The organism is Rhizobium leguminosarum bv. trifolii WSM2297 (genome assembly GCF_000271845.1).
This window is the reverse complement of sequence record NZ_JH719395.1, coordinates 3621427-3638026: the sequence shown is the minus strand read 5'-3', so window position 1 is coordinate 3638026 and position 16600 is coordinate 3621427. Positions and strand designations below refer to the sequence as shown.

The 16600-nt window shown below is 63.1% G+C and carries 9 protein-coding genes and 1 pseudogene; 6 read left to right on the top strand and 4 right to left on the bottom strand.

Features of this window, described 5'->3' with window-relative positions:
• Positions 1 to 47 precede the first annotated feature (47 nt).
• The 6 genes and pseudogenes from RLEG4DRAFT_RS32735 to trxA all read left to right on the top strand — a co-directional run bounded on the left by RLEG4DRAFT_RS32735 (position 48) and on the right by trxA (position 12018).
• Positions 48 to 2631, top strand: a pseudogene (locus RLEG4DRAFT_RS32735) (ATP-binding protein).
• Positions 2628 to 4139 (top strand): tRNA (adenosine(37)-N6)-threonylcarbamoyltransferase complex ATPase subunit type 1 TsaE, encoded by a 1512-nt coding sequence (gene tsaE / locus RLEG4DRAFT_RS32730; RefSeq protein ID WP_003583278.1) that lies wholly within the window; start codon positions 2628 to 2630, stop codon positions 4137 to 4139. The pseudogene RLEG4DRAFT_RS32735 and the gene tsaE overlap by 4 nt, the downstream one beginning before the upstream one ends.
• A gap of 13 nt (positions 4140 to 4152) precedes the next feature.
• Positions 4153 to 4884, top strand: a complete 732-nt coding sequence (locus RLEG4DRAFT_RS32725) for a nucleotidyltransferase family protein (protein WP_003583277.1) — start codon at positions 4153 to 4155, stop codon at positions 4882 to 4884.
• 3 nt (positions 4885 to 4887) lie between these two features.
• Positions 4888 to 8082, top strand: coding sequence for a double-strand break repair protein AddB (addB, locus tag RLEG4DRAFT_RS32720; RefSeq protein WP_003583275.1), 3195 nt, complete (start codon positions 4888 to 4890; stop codon positions 8080 to 8082).
• Complete coding sequence (gene addA / locus RLEG4DRAFT_RS32715; RefSeq protein ID WP_003583273.1) at positions 8075 to 11626, top strand: double-strand break repair helicase AddA; 3552 nt, start codon at positions 8075 to 8077, stop codon at positions 11624 to 11626. Before addB ends, addA begins: the two co-directional genes overlap by 8 nt.
• Positions 11627 to 11697: 71 nt before the next feature.
• Entirely contained in the window at positions 11698 to 12018 is a 321-nt protein-coding gene (gene trxA / locus RLEG4DRAFT_RS32710) for a thioredoxin (RefSeq protein ID WP_003544118.1), read from the top strand.
• Between the two features lie 88 nt (positions 12019 to 12106).
• Here the strand turns inward: trxA and RLEG4DRAFT_RS32705 are convergent, their stop codons facing one another.
• The 4 genes from RLEG4DRAFT_RS32705 to trpB all read right to left on the bottom strand — a co-directional run bounded on the left by RLEG4DRAFT_RS32705 (position 12107) and on the right by trpB (position 16599).
• On the bottom strand, positions 12107 to 13459 hold the full coding sequence (locus RLEG4DRAFT_RS32705; protein ID WP_003583271.1) for a bifunctional folylpolyglutamate synthase/dihydrofolate synthase: 1353 nt from the start codon (positions 13457 to 13459) through the stop codon (positions 12107 to 12109).
• Positions 13460 to 13486: 27 nt separating this feature from the next.
• Positions 13487 to 14392 (bottom strand): acetyl-CoA carboxylase, carboxyltransferase subunit beta, encoded by a 906-nt coding sequence (gene accD, locus RLEG4DRAFT_RS32700; protein WP_003583270.1) that lies wholly within the window; start codon positions 14390 to 14392, stop codon positions 13487 to 13489.
• A 143-nt stretch (positions 14393 to 14535) separates the two neighbouring features.
• Complete coding sequence (gene trpA, locus RLEG4DRAFT_RS32695; RefSeq protein WP_003583268.1) at positions 14536 to 15375, bottom strand: tryptophan synthase subunit alpha; 840 nt, start codon at positions 15373 to 15375, stop codon at positions 14536 to 14538.
• A 3-nt stretch (positions 15376 to 15378) separates the two neighbouring features.
• A complete protein-coding gene (trpB, locus tag RLEG4DRAFT_RS32690) occupies positions 15379 to 16599 on the bottom strand; it encodes a tryptophan synthase subunit beta (RefSeq protein WP_003583267.1) in 1221 nt (406 codons plus the stop codon).
• Between the last annotated feature and the right edge of the window lies 1 nt (position 16600).

Below are 16600 nucleotides of genomic sequence, written 5' to 3'. Positions count from 1 at the left end.
ATGTCTTGTCGTAATGCGGCACATTGAAGGACGGAGACATACCGCGGATGTCGGAAATGAAAAACAGCCTGCCCGGTCAGGCGGATGATGGCGCTCGCGCCGGTCGCCGCCCGTTGATGGCAGGCCAAGACCATCAATTTGCAACGGCACACGAGGCCGCAAAGCAAGACAGATCATTGGCGCGCTTTCTGAAAGCCTGCGCGGCCGGCACGGCGTTTGCCGCGCTGGCGCGGCCGGTTCTGGCACAGACGGAGCAGCAGGCGACGGCCTCGGCTCACCTCTTCACATCCTCGCAGGTCGTCGGCGTTTCCGTCGTCATCGGCGTCATATCCGCAGCCCTGCTTTCGACGCTGTGGCTGGTGCGCCAGCGCGGCAATCTGGAAAGCGAGAGCCGGGAAATCCGCTCGGCGCTGTCCGATGCCCAGCAGCGCATTTCGCAATACCAGGCGCTGATCGCCGACAAGAACCGGCGGATCGTCATCTGGGACGGCAATGCCCGTCCCGAACTGCTCGGCCAGCTTCCGCCCGAGACCGGCGCGCCGCAGGACGGCGAATTCCTGGCCTTCGGCCTCTGGCTGAAGTCACGCTCGGCCGCCGATCTGGAAAAGGCGATCGACCGGCTGCGCGACGGGGCGACAGAGCTTCGACATGGTGGTCGAAACCATCCGCGATGAAATCCTCGAGGCACAGGGCCGGGTTTCCGGCGGCCGCGCCTTCGTCCGTTTCGTGGCGCTCAACAATCTGCGCGCCGAGCTTGCGGAGCTGAGGATCGAGCGCGACCGGCTGATGACTTCGATCTCGGCCTTCCAGAGCATGCTCGACGCGATCGACATGCCGGCCTGGCAGCGCGATCCGGCCGGCCGCCTCACCTGGGTCAACCAGGCTTATGGCGAGGCCGTCGAAGCGCGCTCGCCGCAGCAGGCAATCAATGAAGGCCGCGAGATGCTGACGACGGTGGCGCGCGAACGCATTCGCGCGACGACGACGCCGGAATCACCCTTCCACGACACGATCTCGACGGTCGTGCACGGCAACCGCACATTCTTCGATGTGGTCGACGTCAGGCTTGCCAGCGGCTCGGCCGGCATCGCAATCGACGTGTCCGACATCGAAGCGGTACGCGCCGAGCTGGAACGGACGCTGAAGAGCCATGCCGAAACGCTCGACCATCTCGCCACGCCGGTTGCCATCTTCGACGGCGACCGCCGGCTGCAATTCTATAACCAGGCGTTCGTCGCGCTCTGGGAGCTGGATATCGCCTTCCTTGAAGGCCGGCCAGATAATAGCGAGTTGCTCGAGCGGCTGCGGGCAGCCAAGAAGCTGCCGGACCAGCTCAACTGGAAAAGCTGGAAGGAAGCAGCCCTTTCCGTCTATCGCGCGCTCGACACGCAATCCGATCTCTGGCACCTGCCCAATGGCCAGACATTGCGCGTCTTTGCGACCGCCCATCCGCAGGGCGGCGCCACCTGGGTGTTCGAAAATCTGACCGAGCAGGTCGATCTCGAAACGCGCTACAATACGCTGGTCAAGGTGCAGGGCGAAACGATCGACCATCTTTCCGAAGGTGTGGCGGTGTTCGGCCCGGATGGACGCATCCGTCTGTCGAACCCGGCCTTCCGCGCGCTGTGGGGGATCACCGAAACCGAGGCCAAGCCCGGCACCCATATCCGTGCGCTGGGCGAGGCCTGCGCCCCGTCTTATGACCGGCCGGATGGCTGGAAGGCCTTCGCGGAACTGATCACCAGCTTCGACGACGAACGCCGCTCGGGCCAGGGAACGCTGGAACTCTTCTCCGGCCTCGTGCTCGACTATGCCGTCATCCCGCTGCCGAACGCCCAGACCATGCTGACCTTCGTCAACATGACCGACAGCGTGCGGGCCGAGCGGGCGCTGACCGAGAAGAACGAAGCGCTGCGCAAGGCCGACGAGCTGAAGAACGACTTCGTCCAACATGTTTCCTACGAGCTGCGCTCGCCGCTGACCAATATCATCGGCTTCACCGACCTGCTGCGCACGCAGGGCGTCGGGCCGCTGAACGAGAGGCAGGCCGAATATATCGACCATATCTCGACCTCGTCCTCGGTTCTCCTGACGCTCGTCAACGATATCCTCGACCTTGCCACCGTCGATGCCGGCATCATGCGCCTGAACTATGCGGATATCGATCTCAACGACCTGCTCGACGACGTCTCGATGCAGATCGCCGATCGCCTGCACGAAAGCGGCGTCGCGCTTGAAATCACCGCACCGGCCTATCTCGGCTCGATCGTCGCCGATCCGCAGCGGCTGAAGCAGATCCTTCTGAAGCTGCTTTCCAATGCGGCGAACTTCTCGCCCGAGGGCAGCTCGATCTCGCTCGAATGCCGTCGCGAAGGCACGGATTTCGTCTTCGCCGTCAGCGATCGCGGCCCCGGCATCTCGCCTGACATGATCGCCACCGTCTTCGACCGTTTTGCCACAGGAGCAAAAAGCGGCAAGCGCGGCGGTGCCGGCCTCGGTCTCTCGATCGTCGACAGCTTCGTCAGCCTGCATCATGGCGACGTGACGATCGACAGCGAGCCCGGCAAAGGCACCACCGTCGTCTGCCGTATCCCCTCGGTGAATGTCCCGCATACCGCGGCCGCCGAATGACGACCACCGATACGATCTCGCTTTTCCTGAAAGACGAGGCGGCTACCATTCGACTCGGCGAAGACCTGGCGCTGGCGCTGAAAGCCGGCGACTGTCTTGCCCTTTCCGGCGATCTCGGCGCCGGCAAATCCTCGCTCGCCCGGGCGATCCTGCGCGCCATGGCCGACGACGAGGGGCTCGAAGTCCCGAGCCCGACCTTCACGCTGGTGCAATCTTACGATCTGCGCATCGCCATTTCGCATTTCGATCTCTACCGGCTCGGCGATCCGGCCGAACTGACGGAACTCGGCTTCGACGAGGCCCTGGAGAGCGGCATCTGTCTCGTCGAATGGCCGGAGATGGCTGAGGGCGAACTGCCCGCCGGGCGCATTGCCCTGAGGCTGGAACATGAGGGCAGCGGCCGCCGGGCAACGATCAAAGCCATAGATCCGCAGGCTTCGCGGATCCGCAGGGTCCTGGCGATCCGCGCCTTCCTCGACCAAGCCGGCTATCCCGATGTCAAACGCCGCTTCCTGACCGGTGACGCTTCGCTGCGCGCCTATGAGGCGATCTATCCGAACGGTGGCCCGCGAAAAATACTGATGGATTGGCGCCCGCATCCCGAGGGCCCGCCGGTCTATGATGGCAAGCCCTACCCCAAGGTGGCGCATCTGGCACAGAACGCCTACCCTTTCGTTGCGATTGCCGATGTGTTGCGCGGGCGAGGGTTTGCGACGCCGGAGATCTACAAGGTCGATTATCAGCAGGGCATCCTGCTGATGGAGGATCTCGGCACGGAAGGCGTTCTTGATGACGACGGGCGGCCGATCGCCGAACGTTACCGGCAAAGCGTCGCCTGCCTCGCCCATCTTCATTCCATCCAGATTCCGCAGGATATCCCGGTTTCGACAACGCATACCCATCACATTCCGGACTTCGACCGCACGGCAATGAAGATGGAAGTGCAGCTTGTGCTCGATTGGCATATGGCCTGGAAGCGCGGCACACCTCCCACCGATACCGAACGGGCGGAGTATCTGGCGATCTGGGACGCGCTCATCGACGAGCTCGCCACAGCCGAGAAGAACCTGCTGCTGCGCGACTTCCATTCGCCCAACATCATCTGGCGCGAGGGGGAAAGCGGTATTGGCAAGGTCGGCATCATCGACTTCCAGGATGCGATGATCGGCCCGACCGCCTATGACCTTGCCTCCATCGTCCAGGATGCGCGCGCAACGATCGAACCGGAGCTCTTCCGGCAGTTGATGGACGATTACCTCACCCTGCGCCGCGCCCAGGGCGGCTTTGACGAGGCCGGATTCATGAAAGTCTGGGCGATAATGTCGGCGCAGCGCAATTGCAAACTTGCCGGTCTCTGGGTGCGGCTGTTGCAGCGCGACGGCAAGCCCGGCTATCTCAAACATATGCCGCGAACGCTTGCCTATCTCCAGGTCGCGTTCGAGCACGAAGCGCTTGCCCCCTTGCGCGATTGGTCCGCAAGGGCTGGAATAGGCCAAAGCGAATCATAAGTTCCGGATCAGCATGACCATCAGACAAGCCATGGTACTGGCCGCGGGTCTCGGCACCCGTATGCGCCCGATCACCGACACGATCCCGAAGCCGCTGGTGAAAATCGACGGCAAGCCGATGATCGATTATGCGCTGGATTCGCTGGTTGCGGCCGGCGTCGAACGGGTCGTTGTCAATGTTCACCACTTTGCCGGCCAGATGCTCGACCATCTCAAGGCCTATCGCGACCTCGACATCATCATTTCCGATGAACGGGAAGCGCTGATGAATTCCGGCGGCGGGCTGGCGAAGGGTCTGACGCTGCTTGATCGCGAGAACGTTTTCGTCATGAATGCCGATCTCTTCTGGATCGGCGAACAGCCGGGGCGGCCGACGAACTTGGAGCGCTTAGCCGGATTCTTCGATGCCGAGCGCATGGACATGGCACTGCTTTGCGTTGGGATTGAGGATACGACAGGGCATAACGGCCGGAATGATTTCGGCATGGCGGCTGACGGCCGGCTGACGCGGTATCGCGACGACCCGTCCAATCCCGTGGTCTATGCCGGAGCGATCGTCATGAACCCGTCCTTGCTCGATGACGCGCCAAAGGATGCGTTCAACCTCAATATTTATTTCGACAAGGCGATCGCGCGCGGGCGACTGTTCGGCATGGTGCTCGAAGGCCACTGGCTGACGGTGGGAACGCCGGAGGCGATCGGCGAAGCGGAGGAAACGATCCGACGGCTGCGGACGTTTGCGTGAGATATGGCGGAGCGGCATCAGCCACGCATTCTGACGATCCCGGCGGGCCTCTCCTTCCTGAAAACGCTGGCGACGACGCTTTGCGACGGCCGGCTGACGCCGCTCTTCCGGCATGAGACCGATGATCCGCTGTCGCTTTCCAGGGTGACGATCTACCTGCCGACGCGGCGCGCCGTGCGTGTGCTGCGTTCGGAATTCGTGGATCTGCTCGGCGGCCGTTCGGCGATCCTGCCGGTTATTCGTCCTCTCGGCGAAACCGACGACGATAGCGGCTATTTCGATGAGGCGCTGCCGGCAACGATCGATCTCGCCCAGCCGCTGTCGAATACCGCCCGCCTGCTGGAGCTTGCCCGCCTGATTCTCGCGTGGCGAAACAAGCTGCCGGAGATCGTCCGCCACATTCATTCGGATTCGCCGCTCGTCGCCCCGGCAAGCCCGGCGGATGCGATCTGGCTCGCCCGCAACCTCGCCGAGCTGATCGATTCCATCGAAACCGAGGATCTCGACTGGTCGGAACTGTCGAAACTCGACACCGGCGATTATGCCGCCTGGTGGCAGCTGACGGCGGAATTCCTGCAGATCGCCAGCGCCTTCTGGCCGGAGCGGCTTTCCGAACTCGGCAAATCCTCGCCGGCGCGGCACCGAAACGCCATTCTCCGCGCCGAAGCATCCAGGCTTTCGGCGACGCAACCCGCCGGTCCGATTATCATTGCCGGTTCGACCGGTTCCGTTCCCGCCACCGCCGATTTGATCGCCGCCGTCGCCAATATGCCGGAAGGGGTGATCGTGCTTCCGGGCCTCGACCTCTCCATGCCTGAGACCCATTGGCAGATGGTCGCGCCCGAACCGGCACCCGGCCAATACGCCAATCCTGCAAGCCGTAGCCACCCACAATATGGCCTGTCGTCGTTGCTGAAGCGGCTGAAGCTGACGCGTGCCGAGGTGACGGCCCTCGACAGGCCGGAGGCCGATCTCGACCGGCGCGCCGAAGTCCTGTCTCGGGCGCTCACCCCATCGGAGGCGACCAGCGATTGGGGGGCGTGGAAGAGCGAGCTGCCGGGGGGAGCTCTGTCTTCAGCCTTCGCCGACGTTTCGCTGATCGAAGCCGCCAACGAGCGCGAGGAAGCAACAGCGATTGCCATCGCGCTCCGACTTGCCCTGGAAAGACCGGGGCAGGACGGCGAGAGCCGGGCGGCGCTCATCACGCCGGACCGCAATCTCGCCCGGCGGGTAATGGCCGAGCTTTCCCGCTTCGGAATCCTCGCCGACGATTCGGCGGGTACACCGCTTGCGGCCACGCCGCAGGGCACGCTTCTGCAATTGCTGCTGGAGGCAGCGCTGCGACCGGGCGATCCGGTGGCGATCGTCTCGCTGCTCAAACATCCGCTGGCGCGTTTCGGCCTGGAACGCGACGCCTTGATTTCGGCGACCCAGGCGCTCGAACTGCTGGCGCTGCGCGGCGGCGTGGCGGAGGTGGATATCAGCCGGCTCGAGCCATTGCTGACCCATCAGCTTGCCGAACAGGCCGAGGACAGGCACGCGCCGCAATGGCGAAAGGCGCTTGCGCCTGACGCAGCCGAGGCCGCATACGACCTTGCCCGCCGGGTCACACAAGCAACCGAGCCTCTGGCTTCGGCCTTGATGCGGCATCGGCCGGAAGATCGTGGGAAGACCTCGAGTTTCACCTTGTCCGAATGGGCGGAGCGCACCGGTCGTTCGCTTGAAGCGGTGGCTGTCGATCCGCGCGGTAATCTCGCCGATCTCTGGTCTGATGAAGCCGGCGATGCGCTCGCTGCCCTGCTCAGCGAAGTGATCGATACCAACGGCCAGATGGAAGCCGACGGACCGCAATGGATCGACATCATGGCAGCCCTTGCCGCCGGTCATGCGGTGAAGCCGCGGGCGCTCAGCCATCCCCGCCTCTTCATCTTCGGCACGCTGGAAGCCCGCCTGCAGAGCGTCGATACGCTGATTATCGGCGGCCTGAACGAGGGCACCTGGCCGGGGCAGACTGCCAACAATCCCTTCATTCCGCGGATGATGAAGACGGAGATCGGCCTCGAGCCGCCGGAACGGCGCATCGGCCAGCTGGCGCATGACTTCGAGATGGCAAACGGCACGCGCCATCTGATCTATTCGCGCGCGCTGCGCCAGGGGTCGACGCCGACGGTCGCCTCGCGCTGGCTGCAGCGGCTGCTGGCGCTTGCCGGAGAGGCGTTCGAAGCGGAATCGAAGGGACGCGGCAACCGGTTTCTTCGATGGGCCGGCCTGATCGATCGCGGCGATGCCCAAACACCGGCGCAGCGGCCCTCGCCGAAACCGCCGCTGGCGCTGCAGCCGACATCCTACTCTTTCAGCGAGGTTGGCCGGCTGCGCCGCGACCCCTACGCCATCTATGCCCGCCGCATTCTGCGGCTCGATCCTGTCGATGCGTTCAACCGCGATCCGGGCGCGGCCGAGCGCGGCACGCTCTACCACAAGATCATCGACCGGTTCATTCGCGAAGCCCATGTTGCCGGTACGCCGCATGCGGCGGCGGCGATGGAGCGCATCCTTTCCGAGCTTTTCGACATGGAGCAGCTGCCGCCGCATATCGATGCCGTCTGGCGGCCGCGCTTTCGCGCGGTGGCCCGCGCCTTCCTCGACTGGGAGGCCGGCCGGCGGCCCGGCATCCGCAAGACGCTGACGGAGGTGCGGGGCGGCGTCGAACTGGAAGCAATCAATATCCGGCTCAACGGCGTTGCCGACAGGATCGACATCACCGGACCGAACGCCGCCGATATCATCGACTACAAGACCGGCTACAATCCCTCGCCGGCGCAGGCCCGTGTGCTTCTCGATCCGCAGCTTGCGCTCGAAGCGGCGGCCTTGAGCGCCGGCGCCTTCCGTGATGCCGGCAGTCTCGTGCCGCAGGACCTGCTCTATGTGCGCCTGCGGCCGGGACGCCGTTTTCTGGTCGACATCGTCAACAATGAGAGCTCGGCGCGCAGCGACAAGGCGAAATCGGCGATGGATCTCGCCGCGGAATCGATCGATCAGCTGGTCAAGTTCGTGAGCTTGCTGCAATCCGGCGAGAAAGGCTTCACCTCGCGGCTGATCCCGGCACAGCAATTCGATTTCGGCGGCGATTATGATCATCTCGCCCGCGTCTCCGAATGGTCGACGGCCGAGACCGAGGAGGGCGGCGGCGATGAGTGATGTAACGCCACTTCCGAGCGACGATGATCCGGGCGCCTGGATCGGCTGGACGACGATCCAGCAGGCGATTGCCTCCGATCCCGAGCGTTCCGCATGGGTCTCGGCCAATGCCGGTTCCGGCAAGACGCATGTGTTGACCCAGCGCGTCATCCGTCTCCTGCTTGCCGGGGCGCGGCCCTCCGCGATTTTGTGCCTCACCTATACCAAGGCTGCAGCCTCCGAAATGTCGAACCGCGTCTTCGAGCGGCTGGCGGACTGGGTGGTGCTCGACGATGACGATCTGAGCCGGCGGATCGCCCAGATCGAGGGGACGGCGCCTGACGGAATAAAGCTTGCCGAAGCCCGCCGGCTGTTTGCCAAGGCGCTGGAGACACCCGGTGGGCTGAAGATCCAGACGATCCATGCCTTTTGCGAGGCGCTGCTGCATCAGTTCCCGCTGGAGGCCAACGTCGCCGGGCATTTCTCGGTTCTCGACGACCGTGCGGCGGAATCACTGCTTTCCGATGCGCGCCGGGCGCTGCTGACGGCGACCGCGCCGGAGGCAGACAGCGCCCTTGCCGAGGCCTTCGCCTATGTGCTCGATCTCGGCGACGAATCCGGGCTGGAGAATCTGCTCGGCGACATCGTCGCCAACCGCAACGCCATCCGTCGTTTCACCGCAATGGCCGAGCGGCAGGGCGGTATCGAGATGGTTCTGCGCCAACGGCTTGGTCTTGCCCCCGACGACACGGAGGACCGGATCGCGGCGCAATATTGGCCGCTGCCTGAGCTTTCCGGCCACATGCTGGAGCTTTATCTGTCGCTTGCCGACCAGAAGGGCGGCGCGAAGGCGCAGGAGGTTGCCTACGGCCTCAGGCTTGCCGGGCGGGAAAGCGATGAGACTAAGCGCGCCGAGTTTCTCGAGAAAATCTTTCTGACCGTGAAGGGTGAGCCGAAGGCGGACTCGCAATTCACGGTCAAGGCCATGCTGACCGAAGCACCGCAACTGACGGAGGCGATCGCCGCTGCCCGCGCACATGTCGCCGCAAGCCGCGACCGGCTGAAACTGATACGGATGTACGGCGCCACACATGCAGCACTCGTGCTCGCAGACCGATTGAATCACGACTATGAGGAACTGAAGAAGCAGCGCAGCCAACTCGATTTCGAGGATCTGATCACCCGCACCGCCGACCTTTTGACGAAAAGCGGCGTCGGCCCCTGGATCCACTACAAGCTCGATCGCGGCATCGACCATATCCTCGTCGATGAAGCGCAGGATACCAGCCCGATCCAGTGGAGCGTCATCCAGTCGCTCGCCGAGGATTTCTTCTCCGGCGAAAGCGCCCGGCCGGTCGTGCGCACGCTGTTTGCCGTCGGCGACGAGAAACAGTCGATCTATTCCTTCCAGGGCGCCCGGCCCGAGCGTTTTTCCGAGGAAAGCGACCGGACACGGCGGCGCGTGTCCGACAGCGGCCAGAGTTTTTCCTCCGTCCGGCTGCCGCTCTCCTTCCGCTCGACCGCCGACGTGCTCGAAGCCGTCGACCATATTTTCAGGGAGCCCGACAACTCACGCGGCCTCAGCGCACTCGGCGAACCGGTCGTGCATCGCTCCAGCCGCATCGGACATCCCGGCGCCGTCGATCTCTGGGAGATGGTCGCGCCGGAAGCGGTGGTGAAGGAGGAGGACTGGACGGCGCCTTTCGATGCCACGCCGGAAAGCGCGCCAGCCGCAATCCTGGCACGACGGATCGCCCATTCGGTCGGCACTCTTGTCGGCCGCGAAACGATCGTCGACAAAGGCAAGGAGCGCCTGATCGAGGCCGGCGATATCCTGGTGCTGGTGCGCAAACGCGACGCCTTCGTCAATGCGTTGACGCGCGCCTTGAAACGCCGCGGCGACATTCCGGTCGCCGGCGCCGACCGGCTGGTGCTGACCAGCCATATCGCCGTGCAGGATCTGCTGGCGCTCGGCCGTTTCCTGCTGCTGCCGGAAGACGATCTTTCGCTCGCCGCCGTGCTCAAGAGCCCGCTTTTCGATCTCTCCGAAGACGATATCTTTGCGATCGCCGCGCTCCGCGGCGACAATCAGAGCGCCTGGCACCATCTCAAAAGCTTCGCCGCCGACGGCACCGAACGTTTCCGTGCAGCCGTCGAGAAGCTGGAGCTGTTCCTTCGGCAATCCAGGAGCCTCTCGGTTCATGATTTCTATGCGCGTGTGCTGGGCAGCCATGGCGGGCGGCGGCAATTCCTTGCCCGGCTCGGCACCGAGGTCAGCGATATCCTCGACGAATTCCTGACCTTCACCCTCGACCACGAGAGTTCCGGCCTTCCCGGGCTGCAATCCTTCATCTCGACGCTGGAGCTCGAAGCCCCGGTGGTGAAGCGGGAGCAGGATAAGGGCCGCAACGAAGTGCGGATCATGACGGTGCACGCCTCCAAGGGCCTTGAGGCGCCGATCGTTTTCCTCGTCGACGGCGGTTCGAAGGCCTTCACCCATACGCATCTGCCGAAGCTGCGGCTGATCGAGACCGACGCCGACGAGCCGCCGATGCCCGTCTGGGTTCCCGTCTCCGATCTCGCCAATTCGTTAACCCAGAACGACGCCGTTCGAATCCAGATGCTGGCGGAGGAAGAGTACCGCCGATTGCTTTATGTCGCCATGACGCGTGCCGCCGACCGGCTGGTCGTCTGCGGCTATCGCGGCGTGCGCTTGAATAACGACACCTGGCATATGATGATTTCGACGGCACTGCGCGACGACCATCCGCATGTGCAGGCGGCTACTTTCTCCAGTCCCGATGGGGAATGGCCGGGGATCAAATGGCGCGTGCCGCCCGTCGAACGCCGCTTCGAGCGTGCCGACCGCGCCCAGGAGCGCGACAGCGAAGAGGCCTTGCCGGACGGTCTGTTGCGGCCATTGCCGCCGCAGGCCGAGCTGCCGCGGCCGCTCAGCCCCTCCGGCGCCGGGACGATCATCGATGAAGACGAGGGTGGTTTGCTCGTTGCATCTCCGCTGTTTGGCGAGAAGGAGCGCAGCGATCGTTCGCTGGAGAAGGGCCGGCTGATCCATCGCATGCTGCAGGCGCTTCCCGAAATTCCACCTGCCGAACGGGCGGATGCCGCCGGCCGCTATGCCGAACGGGCGGCGCGGTTCTGGCCGGAAGCCGAACGGCGCAAGCTTGTCGATTCGGTTCTGAAACTATTGGACGAAGAGGGCCTGCAGGCAGTCCTCGGGACTGAGGCCCAGCCCGAGGTCTCGATCATGGGAACATTGACGCTCGATGACAGGCGTTATGCCGTCTCCGGCCGCATCGACCGGCTTGCCGTCCTTGCCGATCGGGTTGTCATTCTCGATTACAAGACCAATCGGGTGCCGCCGGCGACCGAGGCGGCTATCCCCTTTGCGCACCGGGCGCAGCTGGCGATCTATCGCGAAATCCTGGCGCCGCTCTATCCCGACAAGCCGATCGATTGCATGCTCGTCTATACCGAAAATGCCTCGCTCTACACGCTGAGCGAAAAGGCGCTCGGTTTGGCGCTTGCAGCGGTCAAGACAAAGTGAAATACCGGACATTGAAAATTTGGCACCGCACCATCACATGTGGTTCAACACTTGAATTAAAGGAGCAGCCCATGGCTACCGTGAAAGTCGATATCAACAACTTCCAGTCGGAAGTTCTGGAATCTGCAGAACCCGTCGTCGTCGATTTCTGGGCTGAATGGTGCGGCCCGTGCAAGATGATTGCGCCGAGCCTCGAAGAAATCGCCGTCGAGATGGAAGGCAAGGTCAAGGTCGCCAAGCTGAATATCGATGAAAACCCGGAACTCGCCGCACAATTCGGTGTGCGCTCCATTCCGACCCTTGCAATTTTCAAGGGCGGCGAAGTTGCCGATATCTCTGTCGGCGCCAAGCCGAAGACCGCGCTTTCGAACTGGATTTCGAGCGCTGCCTGATTGATATCGCCCCCTACTGAGATCGCATGAACGAAAAAGCCCGGTTCGACCGGGCTTTTTTCATGTCGCAACCTTCACTTCGCGCCCTTTATCTTGGGGGCGTGCCGTTGTCGGAAAGCACATCGCCGACGAGATAGAGAGAGCCGCCGACGAGGATGCGCGGGGGTAGGCCTTCCGGATCGAGGACGGCTTTGATGGCTTCCAGCGCATCGCCGACCGTCGACATCGGTTCGGCAACCAAGCCGGCATCATAAGCGGCGTTCGACAATATCACCGGGTCGATCATCGCGTCGCTGCCGCGGATCGGCACGCAGAAAACCTTCTCGACCAATCCGGCAAAGGCCTTGAAATAGCCGACCGGGTCCTTGGTGTTGATCATGCCGATAATCAGGAAAAGCGGCCGTGACTGGCGCTCTTCGAAATTGGCCATGGCCTCGGCGATCACTTCGCCGGCACCGGGATTATGCCCGCCATCGATCCAGATCTCGGCGCCGGCGGGCGCATGCGCCAGCAGCCGGCCTTCGCCCAGGCGCTGCAGCCGGCCCGGCCATTCCACGAGATTCATCGCCTTTTCCATCATAGTCTCGGTGACGGTGAAACCCGCGGCCTTGACGGCGCGAATGGCGGCGGCGGCATTGGCATATTGATGGCGACCGGGAAGGCGCGGCAGCGGCAGGTCGGCAAGACCGAATTCGTCCTGGTAGACGAGCCGGCCATATTCCTCATGCGCCATGAAATCCTGTCCGAAGACGGCGCTCGGGCAATGCAGCCGTTCGGCCGTCGACATCAGCACGTCGAGAGCCGCATCATATTCCTGATGACCGATGACGACGGGAAATCCGGGCTTCATGATGCCGGCTTTTTCGGCGGCGATCAGCTCGACCCGGTCGCCGAGATAGGGCTGATGATCCAGCGAAATCGGCATGATCACCGAGACGGCCGGATCGGAAATGACGTTGGTGGCATCGAACCGGCCGCCGAGACCGACTTCGATGATCGCGGCATCGGCCGGCTGTTCGGAAAACAGGATGAAGGTGACTGCCGTCAGGATTTCGAAGACGGTGATATGCTGTCCTGCATTGGCATTTGCCACCCGGCGCAGGGCCTCGGCAAAGACGGCGTCATCGACAAGCTGCCCGCGCCCGCCCTTGACACCGATGCGATAACGCTCGTGCCAATTGACGAGATGCGGCGAGGTGTGAACGTGAGCGCTGTAGCCGCCGGCTTCGAGCAGAGCCCGGCAGAAGGCGGTGACCGAGCCCTTGCCGTTGGTGCCGGCGACATGGATCACCGGCGGCAATTTAATGTGCGGATTGCCGAGCACATCGAGAAGACGGGTGATGCGATCCAGCGACAAGTCGAAGCCCTTGGGATGCAATCCCATGAGCTTTTCAATCTCCTGTGCTGCCTCACTCACCGCGGTTTGGCCCCTGGGTATCAATTTGGCACCCCGCCTGCTTATCGGTTATCAGGCGCTCGCCGCCAGGGCGATCGCGCCGCTATTCATGTCATTCGCCGCCGAGACGGGCTTCTTCGTCAGGATCTTCAGGAGACGCGCCAGCGTTTCCGGAATGTCGTGACGCTTGACGACCATGTCCACCATACCATGCTCCAAGAGATATTCGGAGGTCTGGAAGCCTTCGGGCAGTTTTTCACGCAATGTCTGCTCGATGACGCGCTTGCCGGCAAAGCCGATTTCGGCCCCCGGTTCGGCCAGATGAATATCGCCGAGCATGGCGTAGGAGGCGGTGACGCCGCCCGTGGTCGGGTTGGTCAGGACGACGACGTAGGGCTGACCAGATTCCTTCAGCAGGTCGACGGCAACGGTCGTGCGCGGCAGCTGCATCAGCGACAGGATGCCTTCCTGCATGCGCGCGCCGCCGGAAGCGGGGAACATCACCAGCGGGCACTTTTCGGAGGTCGCACGCTCGAAAGCCTTGACGATCGCCTCGCCGGCGGCCATGCCGAGCGAACCGCCGATGAAGTTGAACTCGTGCACGACGGCGACGAGCTTCAGACCCTGCACCTTTCCGAGGCCGGCGAGGATCGTATCCTCCTGTTCGGTCTTCAGGCGGCTGTCGCGCAGGCGATCGCTATATTTCTTCGAATCGCGGAACTTCAGCGGGTCCTGGGCGACCTTCGGCTGCGGCAGCGATTCGAACTCGCCATTGTCGAAAAGATCGACCAGGCGGGCCTTGGCCGGCATCTTCATGTGATAACCGGAGGCCGGGATGACCCATTTGTTGCCTTCCAGATCCTTGTGGAAGACCATCTCGCCGGTTTCCGGGCACTTGATCCAGAGATTCTCCGGCACTTCGCGACGGCCCAGCATGGAATTGATCCGCGGGCGAACGTAGTTGGTGATCCAGTTCAACTCGTATACTCCTGATTAACTAAAGCGCGTCCCGGGCTGTCAGAATTGCCTGGCCGACGCTTCAGGTCTTTGTTTTCCCGCATGTCGTTGCCGCAAACCGCTGCACACTTCGCGCGACATGCTTTAGTGCCAATGTGGGCAAACTATTCGGCAGCAACAAGGCGCGCCGAACGGGTTCCCGTGGAAAGGCCGCGCACCAGCGTGGCAACGGCCTGAACCGTGTCCGCCGTTGCCTTGCCGTCACTCGTCAGGCTGGTCGCCACCTGGTTGACGATGGCGGTGCCGACCACGACACCGTCGGCCGAACCGCCGATGACCTTTGCATGTTCCGCCGTCTTGACGCCAAAGCCGACGCAGACGGGCAGCTCGGTGTGCTGCTTGATGCGTTCGACCGCGCCCGAAACCAGCGACGGATCCGGCAGCGCCGACCCGGTGATGCCGTTCATCGAGACGTAATAGACGAAACCTGAGGTGTTCTTCAAAACCTTCGGCAGGCGCTTTTCATCCGTCGTCGGCGTCGCAAGGCGGATGAAATTGATGCCTTTGCGGATCGCCGGAATGCAGAGTTCGTCATCCATTTCGGGCGGCAGGTCGACGACGATCAGGCCGTCGATACCGGCGGCGATCGCGTCATCGAGGAATTTCTCGACGCCGTAAATATAGATCGGATTGTAGTAGCCCATCATCACGATCGGCGTCGAATCGTTGCTCTTGCGGAAATCGGCCGCCAGCTGCAGCGTCTTCTTCAGCGTCTGGCCGCCTTTCAGCGCACGCTGGCCGGCCAGCTGGATCGCCGGGCCGTCGGCCATCGGATCGGAAAAGGGCATGCCGAGCTCGATGATGTCGGAGCCCGCCTCCGGCAGCGCCTTCATGATGCCGAGCGAGGTATCGTAGTCAGGATCGCCGCCCATGAAATAGGTCACGAGCGCCGGACGGCCCTCGGCCTTCAGCTCGGCAAAGCGTTTGTCCATGCGTGCGGTCATGTCTTACAGTCCCATTCCCAGAATCTTGCCGACGGTGAAGATATCCTTGTCGCCGCGGCCGGAGAGGTTCATCAGGATGATCTCGTCCTTGCCCATCTTCGGTGCGCGTTTGATCACCTCGGCAATCGCATGCGACGGCTCGAGCGCCGGGATGATGCCTTCGAGGCGGGTCAGAGTCTGGAAGGCCTCGAGCGCTTCATGATCCATGATCGGAACATAGTCGACGCGGCCGGTATCGTTCAGCCAGGAATGTTCGGGGCCGATGCCGGGATAATCGAGACCGGCGGAAATCGAATGGCCTTCCTTGATCTGGCCGTCGCCATCCTGCAGCAGATAGGTGCGGTTGCCGTGCAGCACGCCCGGCGAACCGGCGGTGATCGACGCGCAATGTTCGTCGCCCTGCAGGCCCTTGCCGCCGGCTTCGACGCCGACGATCTTGACGGTGGGATCATCCAGGAAAGGATGGAAGATGCCGATCGCATTCGAACCGCCGCCGACGGCAGCGATGACGAGATCCGGCAGGCGGCCTTCGGCTGCCAGCATCTGCTGTTTCGCTTCGGTACCGATCACCGACTGGAAATCGCGGACCATCTCCGGATAGGGATGCGGACCAGCCGCCGTTCCGATCAGGTAATAGGTATCCTCGACATTGGTGACCCAGTCGCGCAGCGCCTCGTTCATCGCGTCCTTCAGCGTGCCGCTGCCGGCTGTCACCGGTTTGACCTCGGCGCCGAGCAGCTTCATGCGGAAAACGTTGGGCGCCTGACGCTCGACGTCGGTGGCGCCCATATAGACGACGCAGGGAAGGCCGAAGCGGGCGGCGACGGTGGCCGAGGCGACACCATGCTGGCCGGCGCCGGTTTCGGCGATGATCCGGGTCTTGCCCATGCGCTTGGCAAGCAGGATCTGGCCGATACAATTGTTGATCTTATGCGAGCCGGTGTGGTTCAGCTCCTCGCGCTTGAAGTAGATCTTCGCGCCGCCGAGTTCCGCCGTCAGCCGCTCGGCGAAATAGAGCGGGCTCGGGCGGCCGATATAATGGGCGCCGAGATGCTTCAATTCGGCCTGGAATGCCGGATCGTTCTTGGCCTTTTCCCACTCGTCCTGCAGATCGAGGATCAAGGGCATTAATGTTTCGGCAACGAAACGACCGCCATAGATGCCGAAGCGGCCGTCTTCATCAGGCCCGGAGCGGAAGGAATTCGGTTTAGGCGTCTCGTTCACT